This window comes from Sphingobacterium sp. KH_072 (genome assembly GCF_057837975.1).
Genome location: NZ_CM174457.1, coordinates 445826 through 460892, shown reverse-complemented (window position 1 = coordinate 460892; position 15067 = coordinate 445826). Strand labels below are relative to the sequence as shown.

Annotated in this window: 18 protein-coding genes; 5 read left to right on the top strand and 13 right to left on the bottom strand. The window is 43.1% G+C overall.

All coding sequences use genetic code 11. The features are described from left to right. Positions 1-82: 82 nt before the first annotated feature. Both gmd and AC3IRT_RS02190 read right to left on the bottom strand, forming a co-directional pair. Positions 83-1225: a GDP-mannose 4,6-dehydratase gene (gene gmd / locus AC3IRT_RS02195; protein ID WP_489394903.1), complete on the bottom strand. Its 1143-nt coding sequence runs from the start codon at positions 1223-1225 to the stop codon at positions 83-85. 99 nt (positions 1226-1324) lie between these two features. Then, complete coding sequence (locus AC3IRT_RS02190) at positions 1325-1867, bottom strand: lipocalin family protein (protein WP_489394902.1); 543 nt, start codon at positions 1865-1867, stop codon at positions 1325-1327. A gap of 48 nt (positions 1868-1915) precedes the next feature. Here AC3IRT_RS02190 and AC3IRT_RS02185 point away from each other — a divergent pair, with 48 nt between their 5' ends. Both AC3IRT_RS02185 and AC3IRT_RS02180 read left to right on the top strand, forming a co-directional pair. Next, on the top strand, positions 1916-2248 hold the full coding sequence (locus tag AC3IRT_RS02185) for a hypothetical protein (RefSeq protein WP_489394901.1): 333 nt from the start codon (positions 1916-1918) through the stop codon (positions 2246-2248). A 187-nt stretch (positions 2249-2435) separates the two neighbouring features. Next, on the top strand, positions 2436-3146 hold the full coding sequence (locus tag AC3IRT_RS02180; protein ID WP_489394900.1) for an SDR family NAD(P)-dependent oxidoreductase: 711 nt from the start codon (positions 2436-2438) through the stop codon (positions 3144-3146). Between the two features lie 21 nt (positions 3147-3167). Here AC3IRT_RS02180 and AC3IRT_RS02175 read toward each other — a convergent pair whose 3' ends face one another. From AC3IRT_RS02175 to AC3IRT_RS02160, 4 genes are read right to left on the bottom strand one after another with little or no spacing between them, the layout of a single operon-like run. Beyond that, a complete protein-coding gene (locus tag AC3IRT_RS02175) occupies positions 3168-4520 on the bottom strand; it encodes an alpha/beta hydrolase family protein (protein ID WP_489394899.1) in 1353 nt (450 codons plus the stop codon). A gap of 5 nt (positions 4521-4525) precedes the next feature. Next, the gene (locus AC3IRT_RS02170; protein ID WP_489394898.1) at positions 4526-5122 is read right to left on the bottom strand and encodes a hypothetical protein; all 597 of its coding nucleotides are present in this window, start codon (positions 5120-5122) and stop codon (positions 4526-4528) included. Then, entirely contained in the window at positions 5109-5576 is a 468-nt protein-coding gene (locus AC3IRT_RS02165; RefSeq protein ID WP_489394897.1) for a hypothetical protein, read from the bottom strand. Before AC3IRT_RS02165 ends, AC3IRT_RS02170 begins: the two co-directional genes overlap by 14 nt. 32 nt (positions 5577-5608) lie before the next feature. Further along, a complete protein-coding gene (locus AC3IRT_RS02160; RefSeq protein ID WP_489394896.1) occupies positions 5609-5881 on the bottom strand; it encodes a DUF2089 family protein in 273 nt (90 codons plus the stop codon). Positions 5882-6001: 120 nt separating this feature from the next. Between AC3IRT_RS02160 and AC3IRT_RS02155 the strand changes: the two genes are divergently transcribed. Further along, the gene (locus tag AC3IRT_RS02155) at positions 6002-6739 is read left to right on the top strand and encodes a lysophospholipid acyltransferase family protein (protein WP_489394895.1); all 738 of its coding nucleotides are present in this window, start codon (positions 6002-6004) and stop codon (positions 6737-6739) included. A gap of 4 nt (positions 6740-6743) precedes the next feature. Here the strand turns inward: AC3IRT_RS02155 and AC3IRT_RS02150 are convergent, their stop codons facing one another. Both AC3IRT_RS02150 and AC3IRT_RS02145 read right to left on the bottom strand, forming a co-directional pair. Next, positions 6744-7877, bottom strand: coding sequence for a glycosyltransferase family 2 protein (locus tag AC3IRT_RS02150; protein WP_489394894.1), 1134 nt, complete (start codon positions 7875-7877; stop codon positions 6744-6746). Then, positions 7864-8841 carry a hypothetical protein gene (locus tag AC3IRT_RS02145; RefSeq protein WP_489394893.1) on the bottom strand — a complete coding sequence of 326 codons (978 nt, stop codon included), beginning with the start codon at positions 8839-8841 and terminating at the stop codon, positions 7864-7866. Before AC3IRT_RS02145 ends, AC3IRT_RS02150 begins: the two co-directional genes overlap by 14 nt. Positions 8842-8990: 149 nt before the next feature. On the opposite strand from AC3IRT_RS02145, the gene ruvC reads away from it, so the two are divergent. After that, a complete protein-coding gene (ruvC, locus tag AC3IRT_RS02140; RefSeq protein WP_489394892.1) occupies positions 8991-9557 on the top strand; it encodes a crossover junction endodeoxyribonuclease RuvC in 567 nt (188 codons plus the stop codon). A 5-nt stretch (positions 9558-9562) separates the two neighbouring features. On the opposite strand, the gene AC3IRT_RS02135 is transcribed toward ruvC, so the two are convergent. Further along, positions 9563-10603 (bottom strand): hypothetical protein, encoded by a 1041-nt coding sequence (locus AC3IRT_RS02135; protein ID WP_489394891.1) that lies wholly within the window; start codon positions 10601-10603, stop codon positions 9563-9565. Positions 10604-10887: 284 nt separating this feature from the next. Between AC3IRT_RS02135 and AC3IRT_RS02130 the strand changes: the two genes are divergently transcribed. Beyond that, positions 10888-11358 carry an Lrp/AsnC ligand binding domain-containing protein gene (locus AC3IRT_RS02130; protein ID WP_116776313.1) on the top strand — a complete coding sequence of 157 codons (471 nt, stop codon included), beginning with the start codon at positions 10888-10890 and terminating at the stop codon, positions 11356-11358. On the opposite strand, the gene AC3IRT_RS02125 is transcribed toward AC3IRT_RS02130, so the two are convergent. The 4 genes from AC3IRT_RS02125 to AC3IRT_RS02110 are packed head-to-tail and all read right to left on the bottom strand — an operon-like array spanning position 11353 to position 15020. After that, on the bottom strand, positions 11353-12423 hold the full coding sequence (locus AC3IRT_RS02125) for a M20 family metallo-hydrolase (protein WP_489394890.1): 1071 nt from the start codon (positions 12421-12423) through the stop codon (positions 11353-11355). The two genes, AC3IRT_RS02130 and AC3IRT_RS02125, sit on opposite strands and share 6 nt — an antisense overlap. Continuing rightward, entirely contained in the window at positions 12416-13216 is an 801-nt protein-coding gene (proC, locus tag AC3IRT_RS02120) for a pyrroline-5-carboxylate reductase (protein ID WP_489394889.1), read from the bottom strand. Before proC ends, AC3IRT_RS02125 begins: the two co-directional genes overlap by 8 nt. 29 nt (positions 13217-13245) lie before the next feature. Beyond that, positions 13246-14043 (bottom strand): acetylglutamate kinase, encoded by a 798-nt coding sequence (gene argB / locus AC3IRT_RS02115; RefSeq protein WP_489394888.1) that lies wholly within the window; start codon positions 14041-14043, stop codon positions 13246-13248. 14 nt (positions 14044-14057) lie between these two features. Then, entirely contained in the window at positions 14058-15020 is a 963-nt protein-coding gene (locus AC3IRT_RS02110) for a Rossmann-fold NAD(P)-binding domain-containing protein (RefSeq protein WP_489394887.1), read from the bottom strand. Positions 15021-15067: the final 47 nt, after the last annotated feature.

Genomic DNA, 15067 nt, shown 5'->3' with positions numbered 1-15067 from the left:
AAAGTCGAGAAAACTCTAACTGTAAAGTATCTAAATTTTAACGATTATATAACATGTAAACAAAAACTATTCCAAGGTAGATTTATTCGAAATAGTTCAACGTGTCAAATCCGCCTGCTTTAAGGTAAGCATCTTTACGCATCAAGTGCAAATCTGCCTGTACCATCTCACTTACAAGCTCGTCCAACCCGTATTTTGGTCGCCAGTTCAACTGGCTTTTTGCTTTATTTGGATCTCCTACCAAGAGATCTACTTCGGTCGGGCGGAAGTAGGCAGCATCTACTTTCACCACCGTTTGTCCTAATTTGATGTGGTCTGGATTAATATCCAATTCTTTCATTCGGTCTTGATCACGATCGATCACGACGCCTTTTTCCGTAATACCTTTGCCACTAAACTCGATTTCTACTCCCAGTTCCGCAAAACTTAGACGAACGAAATCGCGCACACTAGTCGTTACTCCAGTCGCAATCACGTAGTCTTCTGGTATATCTTGCTGCAACATGAGCCACATCGCTTCGACATAATCTTTAGCATGGCCCCAATCGCGCTGTGCCGATAGATTTCCTAAAAACAATTTGTCTTGCAGTCCCAATGCAATCTTGGCAGCTGCACGTGTGATCTTGCGCGTTACAAAAGTCTCTCCCCGCACCGGACTTTCATGATTAAACAAAATACCATTGCAGGCAAACATATTGTACGCTTCGCGGTAATTAACGGTGATCCAATACGCATACATTTTAGCAACAGCGTATGGACTTCTAGGGTAAAAAGGCGTAGTTTCCGATTGTGGTACCGCTTGTACCAAACCATATAGTTCGGAGGTAGAGGCTTGGTATATTTTCGTCTTTTCGACCAATCCCAATAAACGAACCGCTTCCATGATACGTAATACACCTACGCCATCGGCATTTGCGGTATATTCTGGTGTATCGAAACTGACCTTGACATGCGATTGTGCGGCCAGATTGTAGATCTCGTCAGGCTGTGTTTCTTGGATGATGCGAATTAAATTGGTCGAATCGGTTAGATCACCATAATGTAAGATTAGATTACGATGCGGTGTATGTGGATCCTGATACAAGTGATCGATACGATCTGTATTAAAGAGCGAACTTCTCCGCTTTAGTCCGTGCACGATGTAATCTTTCTTCAGCAAAAATTCGGAAAGATAAGCCCCATCCTGCCCAGTTATACCTGTAATTAACGCTACTTTTTGTTGCATTGTAATCTGATAATTTGTCCAAAAATAAAAAAAACCTCCTAAAGTGTGTTACACATTAGGAGGTTTCAGCTGGTCGATCCAGTTTTATTGCCTTGGAGCCTAATCTAAGCGAGTAAAATTAAAAACTAAATTTCCCTCTCCCTGATCTAAAGGAATCGGCATACGCATAACCATCGTCTCGCCATCTGCATAAGATAAGTCTAAACGGTAACCGGTGGTTACGTTAGATGCTTTATCACCAGCATACAATTTCTTGAATTGGAATTGTGGCTCACCCATTCCTTTACCCGGACTGAAGATAGACCACACAATGTTGCGCACAGCTCCGTTAGCACAAAGTGTACCTTCGCTTCTAAATTCAATACTTCCGCGGTAATTTCCTGTCGGCAATTCCCACACGCTACCTACGAAACATTCCACAGGAGCTTCATCAAAAATATTTTTTACGGTGTATGCAGCAGGAATATCTTCCCGATCTACCGTATTCAATACCCATTTGCCTTTTACTCCTGCACGCCATTGCGACGCAGTTGGTCCAGATTCTGCTGCGGCAGAGCCGGCAGTTTTACGTGGTGCTCCACATGAGCCAAACACAAAGACAATCGCTAAAAGCGATAATATCGACATTACCTGTTTACGCATAATACTAAATTTGATATTTTTGAGCATTCTTATAAATTATTCATTACTATGAAGAGTTCGTCTTCCAAAAATCATACCACTAGCAAGATCGTCGCAAAGTCAATATTACGATTATTTTTTGTTTTGTTCGCGATGTTGCTGGCTTTTTATATCACACAGGATGCCGCTCAATTGAGCAGGATCAACCTTTACTTTACAAATAAATGGGTACTACTTTTCCCATTCGCCCTATTCGTGATTTTCGTTGCACTATTGATTATGGTGTTGAAAAGTAAGTACATGCGTACGGAATTCAACTGGCTCATGTCCTTAAGTGGCGGCTTCCTAATCGCCTATACCTTGCTATTATTTGGGCGGATTTATCCTTTGGTTTTTGGATAAGGTATTAAAGCAGTATCATATCAACGTGAAAAAAGATAAAACATCGTAAATAGGAAATAAATAGCCGTGATAGCTATCAGTTAAAAATTTTCCAAAACATCTGGGCACCGAAAAATTACCCATGGCTACAGAGGTAGCATCTCAATTAGAATCATCATCTTTACCCGACGTAAAATAAAAAAATAGCATGGCGAATATCATTATTACTGGAGCAAGTAGCGGTATAGGTTTTGAAGCGGTCTTGGATCTGACGGCAAAGAAGGAAAACAAGGTTATTGCCTTAGCAAGATCTGCTGATAAATTGCGAAAATTGCATGAAATTACGAGATCACTCAATCCCAACGGCGGAACTTTGTACCCTGCACAGTTTGATATCGTCAATGATAACTACACGGACTCACTAGTTCCTTTTATCACATCCAAATTTGAGCACGTGGATATTTTAATCAATAACGCAGGCGTACTAGTAAACAAACCATTCTTAGAAACTTCTGCGGAAGATTTTGCACACGTATTACAGACGAATTTGCTGGCACATAGCAAGATGATTCAGCACATCGTGCCGATGATGAAAGCAGGTGCTCATATTGTGAATATTGGTAGCATGGGCGGTGTTCAAGGTTCGTCCAAATTCCCAGGATTAGCGGCTTATTCAGCAAGCAAAGGTGCTGTGGCAATCTTGACAGAATGTCTTGCAGAAGAATTTAAACCGTTAGGTATTTCGGTAAATTGCTTAGCACTAGGCTCCGCACAAACAGAAATGTTTGAACATGCATTCCCAGGCGTACAGGCCGGCACACTCGCCTTCGAAATGGGCAGGTACATCGCAGAATTTGCGCAAACAGGACACAAATTTTTTAATGGCAAAGTACTGCCCGTGGCCAATACAACTCCGTAGATCTGCTCACATCAGACGCAGCTACAATCCTTTAATCCAATCGGCAATATTTTTCAACAGTGTTGGATCGATCGTAGTTTCAATAGTATAATACTCTTGTAACCCGCCAGTTTTGGCCGGTTGTAGCAAGTGATTTAAGTTGGGATATGTCTTAATTCTGCTTTGCGGATTGCCCGGAAGATTGGCGACCAATGATTCCTGATTTTCTTTGGCAGGTACTTGCACATCTTTGTCGCCGAATGCCGCATATATTGGGATGTTGATCTTTTGAATAAAAGGCACGGGATCTATGCGCATAAAATAGCGGTAAGGCTCTAGCAGCATCACTTGCAGCTCTTTCTTCAGCGCACCAGAAGCGCCACCCACCGACTTCATATTGTCCAGCAACTGTGTCATAGCCTGCGGCGCAGGCAACTCACTTTTGACCGTTTCAAAATTCTTGCGATTGACAGGGCGCACTTTGGCCAATTGTGCTTCGCTCATTCCCTGGCTCTTGCCCACGTGATACAATTGCAACACCATGAGCGAATCGATTGGTAGGGAAGGCCCAGCCAAAGACACGATAAATTTTAGATCGGGTGCATGCTGCCCCGCAAGCAGGAGCGATATCAATCCGCCTTCACTATGTCCGATCATGCCTAAGCGCGTAGAATCTACTTTTGCTTGCGATTTTAAAAACGACAAGCCGGCTAGCGCATCTCGACTAAAATCAGCAATATTACTTTGTATAAAATTACCAGTGGATTGTGCTACTCCGCGATCATCGTACCGCAGCACGACCACACCTTGGCGCGTAAGATAATCGGCTAACACTTCAAATGGTTTGTGATCCTCGACTTCCGAATTACGATTTTGTGGCCCAGAGCCACTCACTAAGATCACCGCAGGATATTTCCCCGGCGCTTTTGGTTGGGTCAGGGTGCCAGCCAGTGTTATCTCACTCGACGTATTATCAAAAGACACCTCTTTCAAGTCATAAGGAAAAGGGGCTACAGGTTGTTGCGGTCGTTTGACTGTTTGCGTGCTATCATATCTTCCCAATTGCAGAGGCGCCGTATAATTACCTTGACGAAAAGTGCCTTCTACATGTTCGCCATCTGCTGTGATGCGACCATGATATGACATGCCTAATGCGGCAGATTTCAGATGTATAGAATCTCCGATAACTTCAATGACGTTGAGTTTAAAATCTAATCGTGTTTGCGACGGACTGCGCATCGTACCGGTCCACGTATCTCCTTTTTCCAGAGAAAACTGAAGTGGCAAGGTGCCCGTTGGCACCGCTAAATCACCTTTCCATCCTCCTTCAAACGACTGCGAAACACCGCGACAGGAGTAAATAAGCGTCATCAATATTATAAAAGCAATTCTCATTTTATCTATTTAACGTAAGGGCCCCACAAATGAAGCAGTGTATCTGCTAACAAGGTGACTAATATAATCCATACCGCGTGAACCCTTTTCTTAGAATTCATGGCTATCTTCATGCCAACAACCAATAAGTAGAAAAAATAAACGAGCATAGCCAATCCAATTAAGCCTGTAATGGCGGTTACAAATAGATCAAAAGGCGCCACTGTTTCTAACCTCATGTCGCCTGCTTGCACCGCAGCAAGCAGCAATTCACTTTTGGATCTGGCATAAGGATTCATTATCAAAAAGCCGGTAATATAATTGACCGCTTGCGATAGTAGCAGCACGATCAGCACATCCTGCCAGCGAACCTGATGGTAAAGCACCTTGGCCAGCAGCCACAATAGCGCAGCTGGAAATAGAATATTGATCGCGACATTGACAAAACCGGCATACCATGAAACTTCCGCCACTAGATGCTGCTGAAAAACACCATCAGGCACATAGCGAAATAAATAAACTTGTACCGAAGCCCACACATAAGCGATTAAACCAACCCGAAGCATGGTGCGGTCAGATAAATTAGCAAAAGGATTTATTAAGACTTGGCTAAAGCTGTTCATGCTTGATTTGATCTAAAAATTGTTGTACTTCTTCAGTCCGTTGCGTGCCGACCAATATCTTTTCCCCATTTTTTAAATGGATTTGAAAACCATACTTTCCTTTTACCGTATATGCCGTACCCTTGGGACCTATCCGATATCCCCACCCTCCGTAATCCAACAAACTGTACTTTTTAATTTGCACATCAGCGATTTTGTCCCAGCGCCACACCTTACGCCATAGAAAAGGTTTAAAATCGACCATTATCCCAGTTCTATCGACCGAAGTGCGCAGCCTGACAAAAGCAAAAAATACAATCGTCAAGAAAATGATAGACAAGCCAATAATCGGCTCTAAACTCCACTCCTTTTCTCGGATCGCGCCAAAAACGCCTACTCCAACTAACAATAGGAATAAGACGAAGAACCATCGCGACCAAAAGCTTTGGGTTTCTACATAAATATTATTCTTCATAATCTATGATTTTAAAAGCGTCTACCGACTTATCACTTATTGGTTTTTGTGCTTTTTAACTTTGAGATAAGATCATCTAACTTATTTCTGACCGTCGGATAACTTTTGCCCATCTGGCTGGCCATTTCTTTCAAGCTACCCGAATTTTCTAAAAAGCGAATCACAAACTCCTGCTCTTCTCGATCCAGCAACATCAATGGTGGCAAATCGTATGTGCCACTCACCGCTGTACCGCAAGCAAGGCATTCCAATTGGGCAACGCGGAGATCGGCATCGCAACTAGGACATATAGTGGGTAGTCTCATCTTCAATTTTAACTTTATTAAATATAATATAAATAATATTAAAAACAAAATTAACATTGTAAACACATTCGCTTTGCTCGAGCTATCGGACATTTTGTATCTTTGCAAGTAGTTTAAATTATGAGAAAAATTATTGGTTATCTGCTATCACCGATCTTCTACGCCGCGTTTGGTGTGCTGATTGTGATCTTTCATCCTATTCAATGGCTTTGCTTGAAATTAGGAGGTTATGCTGCGCATAAGCGCAGTGTAGACATCTTGAATGGGGGCTTGGTGGCTTGCAATTATTTACTGTTCAATCGTGTACGCTTTATCGACAATCCGCGATTACCCACTGGCAGACCGATTGTGTTCGTCGCAAATCATCAAAGTATGTACGATATTCCGGCGCTCATTTTCTTTCTACGCCGTTTTCACGGAAAATTCATCTCCAAGATAGAGCTGGCCAATGCTAGCATTCCGAGTATCTCGTTTAATCTAAAACATGGTGGTGCGGCCAACATTGATCGTAAAGATCCCAAACAATCTATTGCCGAAATTTTGAAACTTGCGCAAAATATGCATGATCAACAATGGTCTGCCTTTATATTCCCAGAGGGCACACGCACTAAAACCGGACAGATGAAGACCTTCTCGATTGGCGGCATTGCTACGCTATTGAAGAAAAATCCGGATGCATTGGTGGTGCCGATTGCGATTAATGGCTCGTACAAAATGGTGCAATGGGGTATGTTTCCATTAAGACCTTTTACGACGATGTCTTGGGAAGTATTGCCTGCTTTAGAAAAAGGAGATCTGCTGTTGGATGAAATCGTATTGGCCGCGGAGAATGCGGTTCGTGCAAAGATAGACGCTTAATTTTTTATTTGACGGTCCGCCCCTTCCAATCGTATTTGCCAATATTGCCGGCTACACCAATATAAACAAGGTACAAGGCGTGTGCAAACGATAAGAAAGGAAGATATCGTAATAACTCTGTACGACGAACAAATTGGGTAATGGGCAACAGAAATATAAACTCTACCGCCACTTTTAGTACAACGCAGATAGCAAATACCCAATCAAACACAGGGAGCATATAAAAGAAGTGCACCGTTCCCCACAATAGTGCCAGATTGAACAGCCAAATCACAATGCCTAGCGCCACAATGCGCTTATCTTTATATTTCGTACTCTTAGATGCCCAACGTTTTCTTTGGCTGATGAAAGAAGCTAGCGTAGGTTTGGCTTCGGTGTATACGATTGCATCAGATGATCTGCAGAAACCAATTCGATGCGCTGCGCCCTCTGAAACTTTATGCAGCAATAATTCATCATCCCCCGATGCCAAATCATCTATTCCTTTAAAACCACCAACTCTATAAAAGGTTTCTTTGCGGTACGCCAAATTCGCACCATTACATGTAGTGGGTATGCCATTGCCAATTCCAGATGCTCCCAAGCCAATTAGGTAGAGAAACTCCAGAGTTTGTAACCTTTCGAATAGTGACTTCTCTTCGTGATAAGCGACAGGAGATGATACCATTTCTAAACTGCCGCGTTCCATATAATCTACGACGGTTTTCGCCCAATCAGCCCCCATCCGACAATCTGCATCGGTGGTCATGATGATATCACCGGAAGAAAGATCAATCGCCTTCGCAATAGCTAGTTTTTTATACGAATTGAGCTTATCACCTTCATCCAATTGCAGCAAACGGACTCCTTGATCTTGGTAGCTACGTACAATTTCGGCCGTGAGATCGGTAGAATGATCATCAATCACAATCACTTCTAACAAATGCTTGGGATAAGATTGCGCGATCATACAATCTAAGGTTCTGCCTATATTATCCTCCTCATTTCGAGCGGCGATTAACACAGATACCTTATTTACATTACTTTCCTGTGTGCGTATGACCGAGAGGCCCGTACGATACCAACCGAAACGCATATACAGCACTAAACCCACGTACACCAACGTGACTAGCAATAAACAACCGTTAAGACTTTCCATTACCCCCAACATAATTAACTTGAAACACAAAGAAAGTACCTATAATAGCTGGTAAGATCAGGTTGACAAACCATACAAAAGACACGATTGCCATGACTGCAATTTCCTGCGTGGTAATGTAGGCATATAAATTACTCGCGACGAAGCTGCGCACGCTGAAATCAAAAAGATCCAGAGAAGGCACCGCGGCCTGCACAAAAAATAAGATAAAAATCATTAATACCATGGATAACACTGGTAGCTCTGGCAAGAAGAAAAGCATGAGCACCATATATTGCGACGTGAAGATAGCAAAGCGCGCAAAAGAAATCAATAGTACGTGCCACAATTCGCGAGAAGAGAAGTTTTCCAAAATACCGAAGAAGGGCTTGACCTTGGCCAAAAACTTAACTTTCCCAACCAAAGTATCGATCCAGTGCACATTGAAATAAAGTATAAGGAAAGCACCAGCGTAGATACTGGCTATCATCCAAACGGCCAACTTTACAAAAACGGGTGTAGGGAGAAAAGTCTGTACAAACCAAGCAATACTCAATGCACCAAATACAGTGGTCAGCACGAGCTGCGCGAATAATCCAACGCCCATGGCGACTGCTCCTGAAGCGCGATTCTCGGGCTGTAGCAACAGCACACGTCCGCCATATTCTCCAATGCGATTGGGGGTAAAAATTGCCCAGGTTAGTCCACAAAAAACCGATCGAATGGCAGTCCACCAACCTAGTGGTTCAATCTTTTGACTCAAATGGCGCCACTTTACGACTTCCAGAAACCAATTCCCAAACATCATTACGACGACCAAACCCAAAATCAACCAGATGGACGATCCGTCGAATTCGTTGATCAAATCGTTGAACTGCTTCAAGTTTTGTTGATGACTGATCTTGCTGTATACAAACCACGACGTCAACGCTACGATGAGCACTTTGATGAATATATTGAGATATGTCTTCTGTATTTTATTCAAGATAATTTTGAAAGCACAATGTTAAGAATTTTTTAACACATACTCGGGCAAACAGATCGGTAATTTATTGGTGATTTGAGCGTATCTACACGCACTAGACCGTGTAAACCGCGATCCAGACTGTCCATAATATTTTGTAATATTGCTCCATGCAAAGGGAGAAGGCGAAAGAGCGAATTATATTGGGGATAGATCCCGGCACGGTCGTATTAGGTTACGGCGTCGTGAAGGAGGTTGGCAGTAAAATTACGCTGGTGAGCATGGGCGTCATTAAGATGGGACATCTGGACGATCATGCACTCAAGCTACAACGGATCTTTAAAAAAACCACTTCGCTAATCGAACAATATAAACCCGATTGCATGGCTCTGGAAGCTCCTTTCTATGGCAAAAATGTACAGGTAATGCTAAAACTAGGGCGCGCACAAGGTGTAGCCATGGCGGCAGGACTGAACTACGATCTGCCGATCTTCGAATATGCTCCACGCAAAATAAAACAGTCGGTAACCGGAAGCGGAAATGCGACGAAAGAGCAAGTCGCTGCTATGCTCAAAAGCCTTTTGCAATTTGAGGAAAGCCCCGAATTCTTGGATGCGACGGATGGTTTGGCCGTAGCCGTTTGTCATTCCTTTCAAAAAGTCGGTACATCAGGCAAAAGCTCCAGCTATTCTGGCTGGGAATCCTTCGTGAAAGACAATAAATCGCGGATAAAGTAAAACACCTACAAACGTACCTGTCGGATCACATTTTTTACATTCAACTCTACAATATCGATCATCGTCTTGCATCGTTCGTACGCGCTGTTTTTATAAAATTCCGCATAGCCTGATTTGAGCTGTTGAATATTTTCCGGCGTAGATACGGGCTGCATACGCGAAGCATCACGCAGATCCTTGATGCGATGCCGTTCGCTACGTACGCGATGCACAATAGACGAATGCTCCTCTTGCTGATATTGCAAAACCGTCCGCTCCGTAAGATATTCCATAGAAAGCTTCACGTATGGAAAGTTTTCTTTAAAAAACTGCGGCATGTACACTTTGGGATTGCCTTCGTAGAATTGCTGATCGAAATCTATCGCTCTAATCCGGAATTGATAATCGTCGAAATCTGGCGTAATCTGCATGACAAAATTATAGGCACGCATATCTCCTAGCAGTGATATGATACAACGTTCATTAAATTTCACAAACTCTTTGGCAATCCGAGTTTGGTTGAAATCTTCTCGATGCATACTGGTTTTTGAAAACACATCACCAGGGATGCCCACGATATGCTCCTCTACCAAAGTATCCCGATCATAAATATAATTGACCTGATTGGGCGAGATGATCTCCTCCAACTCTAATCCTAATATGCGCGAAGCATCAGCCTGCTTGATGTAGAAGTAGTCGTACACATCGTTCAAGCGATTAATAATCCGTACCCTAAAAGGTTTCGTATTCCCAAATGCACAATATTCAATCCGATCTACAATCTTGTGCTCTACAATCTTGGTGTTACCAGATGCTTTTAGACTAGCGTACACGACCTTGAGTTTGGCGTGCAACTGCTCCAATGTATGCTGCGGATACAGCGGAGATTCCCAATAGGTATCTTCCCCATGTTTATCGTATACGGGCACCGATTCATCAAATTCTAGCAAATCGGTATAGGTTAATGGCAAGCGTGCATCGCGCTGATAAAATTTGAGGTACTTGGATAACCCAGCATGTACCGGAAAACGCGGCTTCTTTCTGGAAATATTTACATCATCTTGCATCTGTCTTGATATTGAATTTGAGTGTGGTAATACGCGCCTATGTCATTAGCAACTAGAAAATCAGCTATTTATTAAATACATCAGGAAATCTTTCGACGCTATGAACGAAGGCCTGCTATCACTGTAACCTCATAAATTTAAGCAATCTATTTGAGTCGTACATATCCTACAAGTATGATAATATCATAAAAAACAGCCCTCAATATTACAAACAAAACATAATAATACGGTTAAATCTTATTATTTTTGAAAAAGTTTAATCTACTGACTTAACTGAATTTTATATGGAAAAGAAATATGCGAATTATGATCTAGATAATTTGGATGTTCAAATCTTGTCAATTCTAATGGAGAATGCATCCATACCTTATACGGAAATAGCTAAAAAGCTAATCGTATCTGGTGGAACGATCCACGTGCGCATGAAAAAAATGGAGGAGTTGGGCATTATCCGCGGCTCTCACTTGATGATAAATCCTCAGAAAGTCGGATATGACATCACTGCGTTTCTAGGTATTTATTTAGAAAAAGGCTCACAATACTCTGATGCGGTGGATCAGTTAAAAGAAATCAAAGAAGTCGTGGAGCTTCATTATTGTACTGGACAATACAGCGCATTTGCTAAGATTGTTTGTCGTGATACGGCACATCTTAGAAAGGTGCTGAACGAAGATATTCAAGCGCTAAAAGGTATACAACGCACGGAGACTATCATCTCTCTGGAAGAGAGTATCAAAAGACAGATTACGTTATAAAATCTCTTGCAGTAGCTGGATATAGAGCTCGACACCGTCGTTGATCTCGGCTACATAGATAAATTCATCCGCGGAATGGGAGCGTGCGGAGTGCCCTGGACCTACTTTTAATGAGGGAATTGGAAGTAAGGCTTGGTCGCTCATCGTCGGGCTCCCATACGTCTTTTTGCCCAGTTTCACTCCCGCTTTCACGACCGGATGATCCATGGATATCGTTGACGAGTTCAGTCGGGTAGAACGTGGCGTTACGTCGGACTGCACTTGTGAGCGGATGATTTCCAATACTTCGGCATTACTATATACATCCGTTGTTCGCACATCGACCACATAATGGCATTCGGCGGGCACAACATTGTGTTGCGAACCTGCATTTACCATCGTGACCGACATTTTTATAGGACCTAAATAATCGGATACCTTGGAAAATTGATACGAGCGAAACCAGTTAATATCTTCGATTGCTTGGTAAATAGCATTTATACCTTCTTCACGTGCGGCATGTCCAGATTCACCGTGCGCTACGCAGTCTAGTACCATCAAGCCTTTTTCTGCTACGGCCAAGTCCAACAAGGTCGGCTCGCCCACAATCGCAAACTCGCAGGGTTTGATAGATGAATAAGCCAACTCAACCCCATTCTTGCCAGACACTTCTTCTTCGGCTGATGCAATGAGACATAAATTATAAGCTAAATTGGGTTTCTCATAATAATGGCAGAAAGCGGCTATCAAAGCAACCAAGCAACCACCTGCATCATTAGAACCCAAGCCATACAATTTACCATCAACGATCTCGGCTTGAAATGGATCGCGGGTATATCCTGGATTTGGTTTTACCGTATCGTGGTGCGAATTCAGTAAAATGGTCGGTTTTGCGGTATCGAAAAATTGGTTGTAAGCGATTACGTTATTTCCCACACGTTGAGAAATGATTTCTTTTTGAGTCAGGAAGTTTTCAATCAATTGCGCGGTATGCTCTTCTTCCCTGCTAAATGACGGTATTTGAATCAGCTGCTGCAGTAAGACAAGGCTGTCTTGTTGCAACCGCTCAATCGTGCTTTTACTCATCGTACAGTCCTCCTGCTTTTTGTGCAGATAATTTGATGCCTTTGATGAATGCAGAGCTAAAACCATGATGTTCCATCTCGTTGAGTCCGGCTATGGTACATCCTTTTGGCGAAGTCACTTTGTCGATCTCACTTTCTGGATGCGACTGCATTTGCAACAATAAATCTGCGGCACCTTTGGCGGTTTGCACCGCCATTTTTAAGGCATCATGCGCGTGAAAACCTATTTCTACACCGCCTTGTGATGCTGCACGAATACTGCGTAAGAAGAAAGCGATTCCGCAAGCGCACAAAGCCGTCGCTGCAGTCATCAATTCCTCTTGGATAACGACGACAGAACCGACGGTATTGAACAGTTTTTCGACCACGGCTACTTCATCGCTGGTGGCATGATCGGTCGTAATACACGTCATCGACTGCCCGATGGCAATGGCGGTATTGGGCATAGCGCGTACGATAATCGCTTGCTCACCCAATATGGCACGCATGTCGGCACAGGAAACACCAGAAACAACCGAAACGATGACCTGCTCCGGTTGAAGTGCTGCACGAATCTCTTCCATCACCAGCTTTGCTTGTTGTGGCAAAATGGCTAGTACGACAATCTCCGCTCCTAGTACGGCCGCTGCATTATCTGCGCTGACGGAAAAACCAGCCGCAGATTCTTGCGTGAGAGACTGTACTGAGCGCCTGGTCAACGTAATATCTCCAGGTCTATAAATGCCTGCCTGGGCAATCCCCTTGGCTAGAGAAAACCCGATGTTGCCACTTCCGATGATGGTGATTCTAGCCATGATGCTCTGTTTTGAAATTTTATAGCCGGTTATGCAGACAGCCGCGTACCGAATTTTTGTTGTTGAAAATGATGTAGATTGTCGGCATTGCCGATAAATACATCTACTACTCCTTTTGCAATCGCATCAAAAGCATTTTGCAATTTTGGAATCATACCAGCGTGTACGACCTGATTTGCTTTCAGCGATTCAAATTCGCCACTTCTAATGACTTCAATCACCGAGCTATCATCATTGACATCTCGTAATACACCATCTTTCTCAAAACAGTATAATAGGGAAACATTGTACGAAGACGCTAAACCTATAGCAAGTGCTGATGCAATCGTATCGGCATTGGTGTTGAGCAACTGGCCTGTACCATTGTGTGTGATAGCCGAAAACACGGGTGTAAAACCCGATTCCAGAAAACGTTTGATCGCATGCTCGTTCACGGAATCTGCTAAAATATCCCCCGCAAAACCATAATCAATCTCACCGACTGGTCGCTTTACCGCTTTGATGGCATTACCATCTGCACCACTTAAGCCAATGGCATCGCAAGAATATTTTTGCAAGTACGCGACGATTGATTTATTAGTGAGACCCGCGTACACCATGGTTACTACTTTTAGCATTTCTGCATCGGTAATACGTCGACCATCTACCATTTGTGCTTCCAAACCTAAATCCGAGGCCAAGCGCGTCGCAATTTTGCCTCCGCCGTGTACTAAGATTTTTTTTCCGGGCAGTGCTGCAAATTTCTCGAGAAACGCATTCAATCTGGATGAATCATCAATGATATTGCCGCCGATTTTTATAATACTTAAATCCGAATGATTTGACATGTTTAGTATACGTGCTATTTAAGGTTTTCCAACATACGTTTCAGCACCAATTGTGCTGCCCAGACTCTATTGCTGGCTTCCTGTACGACAAGGGAATGTGGACCATCCAACACTTCAGCTGACAGTTCCAGATCCCGGCGCACAGGCAGACAGTGCATAACCTTAGCAGCATTTGTCTGCTCTAATCTTTTGTGTGTAATCAACCAATCTTCTTCTACCGGATATACTTTACCATAATCCTGAAACGAAGACCAGTTTTTGACATAGACAAAATCTGCGTCTACCAGCGCTTTGTTCAAATCATTAGTAATGTTTACTCCGTTGGTAAACTCCTCCGATAATTCATATCCTGCGGGATGTGCAATCACGAAATCGACCAATCCTTGTTCCTGCGCTTTGCCCATCCATTCGCTGAATGAATTGGGTACCGCCTGTGGCAATGCTTTAACATGTGGCGCCCACGCGAGTACAACTTTAGGTTTCTCGACCTTTTTATGTTCTGTGATCGTGATAAGATCCGTCAAACTTTGCAAAGGATGGCGCGTTGCACTTTCTAAAGAAACGACGGGAACACCACAGAATTTGATAAATTTATTAAACAAATCTTCGGTATAGTCGGCTTCCTTGTCTTTCAAGGATGGAAAAGAACGTAAGCCTAAGATATCACAGTACTCTCCCATCACGGCGGCAGCTTCACGAATATGCTCTACGGTGGTGCCATTCATGACTACGCCGTCCTGCGTTTCCAATGCCCAGCCATCTTTATCCATATTCATGACCATCACATCCATTCCAAGTTGAACAGCAGCCTTTTGCGTGCTTAAGCGCGTACGCAGGCTAGGATTTAAAAAAACGAGGCCTAAAGTTTTGTACTTTCCCAATTCAGCGTGTGCTCTTGGGTTGGCTTTCAATGTTAACGCTTCTTGTACAGCTTCAGACAAATTGTCAATGTCTGCTGCTGAGAAAAATTTTTGCATGCTTGTATTCTAAAGTTATGTTTGCTGCTTCTATTGGAGCAATCTAT

What these genes read in the sequence shown, in the direction of transcription:
- gmd (WP_489394903.1), bottom strand. Translation starts at nt 1,225, where the DNA reads ATGCAACAAAAAGTAGCGTTAATTACAGGTATAACTGGGCAGGATGGG.
- AC3IRT_RS02190 (WP_489394902.1), bottom strand. Translation starts at nt 1,867, where the DNA reads ATGCGTAAACAGGTAATGTCGATATTATCGCTTTTAGCGATTGTCTTT.
- AC3IRT_RS02185 (WP_489394901.1), top strand. Translation starts at nt 1,916, where the DNA reads ATGAAGAGTTCGTCTTCCAAAAATCATACCACTAGCAAGATCGTCGCA.
- AC3IRT_RS02180 (WP_489394900.1), top strand. Translation starts at nt 2,436, where the DNA reads ATGGCGAATATCATTATTACTGGAGCAAGTAGCGGTATAGGTTTTGAA.
- AC3IRT_RS02175 (WP_489394899.1), bottom strand. Translation starts at nt 4,520, where the DNA reads ATGAGAATTGCTTTTATAATATTGATGACGCTTATTTACTCCTGTCGC.
- AC3IRT_RS02170 (WP_489394898.1), bottom strand. Translation starts at nt 5,122, where the DNA reads ATGAACAGCTTTAGCCAAGTCTTAATAAATCCTTTTGCTAATTTATCT.
- AC3IRT_RS02165 (WP_489394897.1), bottom strand. Translation starts at nt 5,576, where the DNA reads ATGAAGAATAATATTTATGTAGAAACCCAAAGCTTTTGGTCGCGATGG.
- AC3IRT_RS02160 (WP_489394896.1), bottom strand. Translation starts at nt 5,881, where the DNA reads ATGAGACTACCCACTATATGTCCTAGTTGCGATGCCGATCTCCGCGTT.
- AC3IRT_RS02155 (WP_489394895.1), top strand. Translation starts at nt 6,002, where the DNA reads ATGAGAAAAATTATTGGTTATCTGCTATCACCGATCTTCTACGCCGCG.
- AC3IRT_RS02150 (WP_489394894.1), bottom strand. Translation starts at nt 7,877, where the DNA reads ATGGAAAGTCTTAACGGTTGTTTATTGCTAGTCACGTTGGTGTACGTG.
- ruvC (WP_489394892.1), top strand. Translation starts at nt 8,991, where the DNA reads ATGCAAAGGGAGAAGGCGAAAGAGCGAATTATATTGGGGATAGATCCC.
- AC3IRT_RS02135 (WP_489394891.1), bottom strand. Translation starts at nt 10,603, where the DNA reads ATGCAAGATGATGTAAATATTTCCAGAAAGAAGCCGCGTTTTCCGGTA.
- AC3IRT_RS02130 (WP_116776313.1), top strand. Translation starts at nt 10,888, where the DNA reads ATGGAAAAGAAATATGCGAATTATGATCTAGATAATTTGGATGTTCAA.
- AC3IRT_RS02125 (WP_489394890.1), bottom strand. Translation starts at nt 12,423, where the DNA reads ATGAGTAAAAGCACGATTGAGCGGTTGCAACAAGACAGCCTTGTCTTA.
- proC (WP_489394889.1), bottom strand. Translation starts at nt 13,216, where the DNA reads ATGGCTAGAATCACCATCATCGGAAGTGGCAACATCGGGTTTTCTCTA.
- argB (WP_489394888.1), bottom strand. Translation starts at nt 14,043, where the DNA reads ATGTCAAATCATTCGGATTTAAGTATTATAAAAATCGGCGGCAATATC.
- AC3IRT_RS02110 (WP_489394887.1), bottom strand. Translation starts at nt 15,020, where the DNA reads ATGCAAAAATTTTTCTCAGCAGCAGACATTGACAATTTGTCTGAAGCT.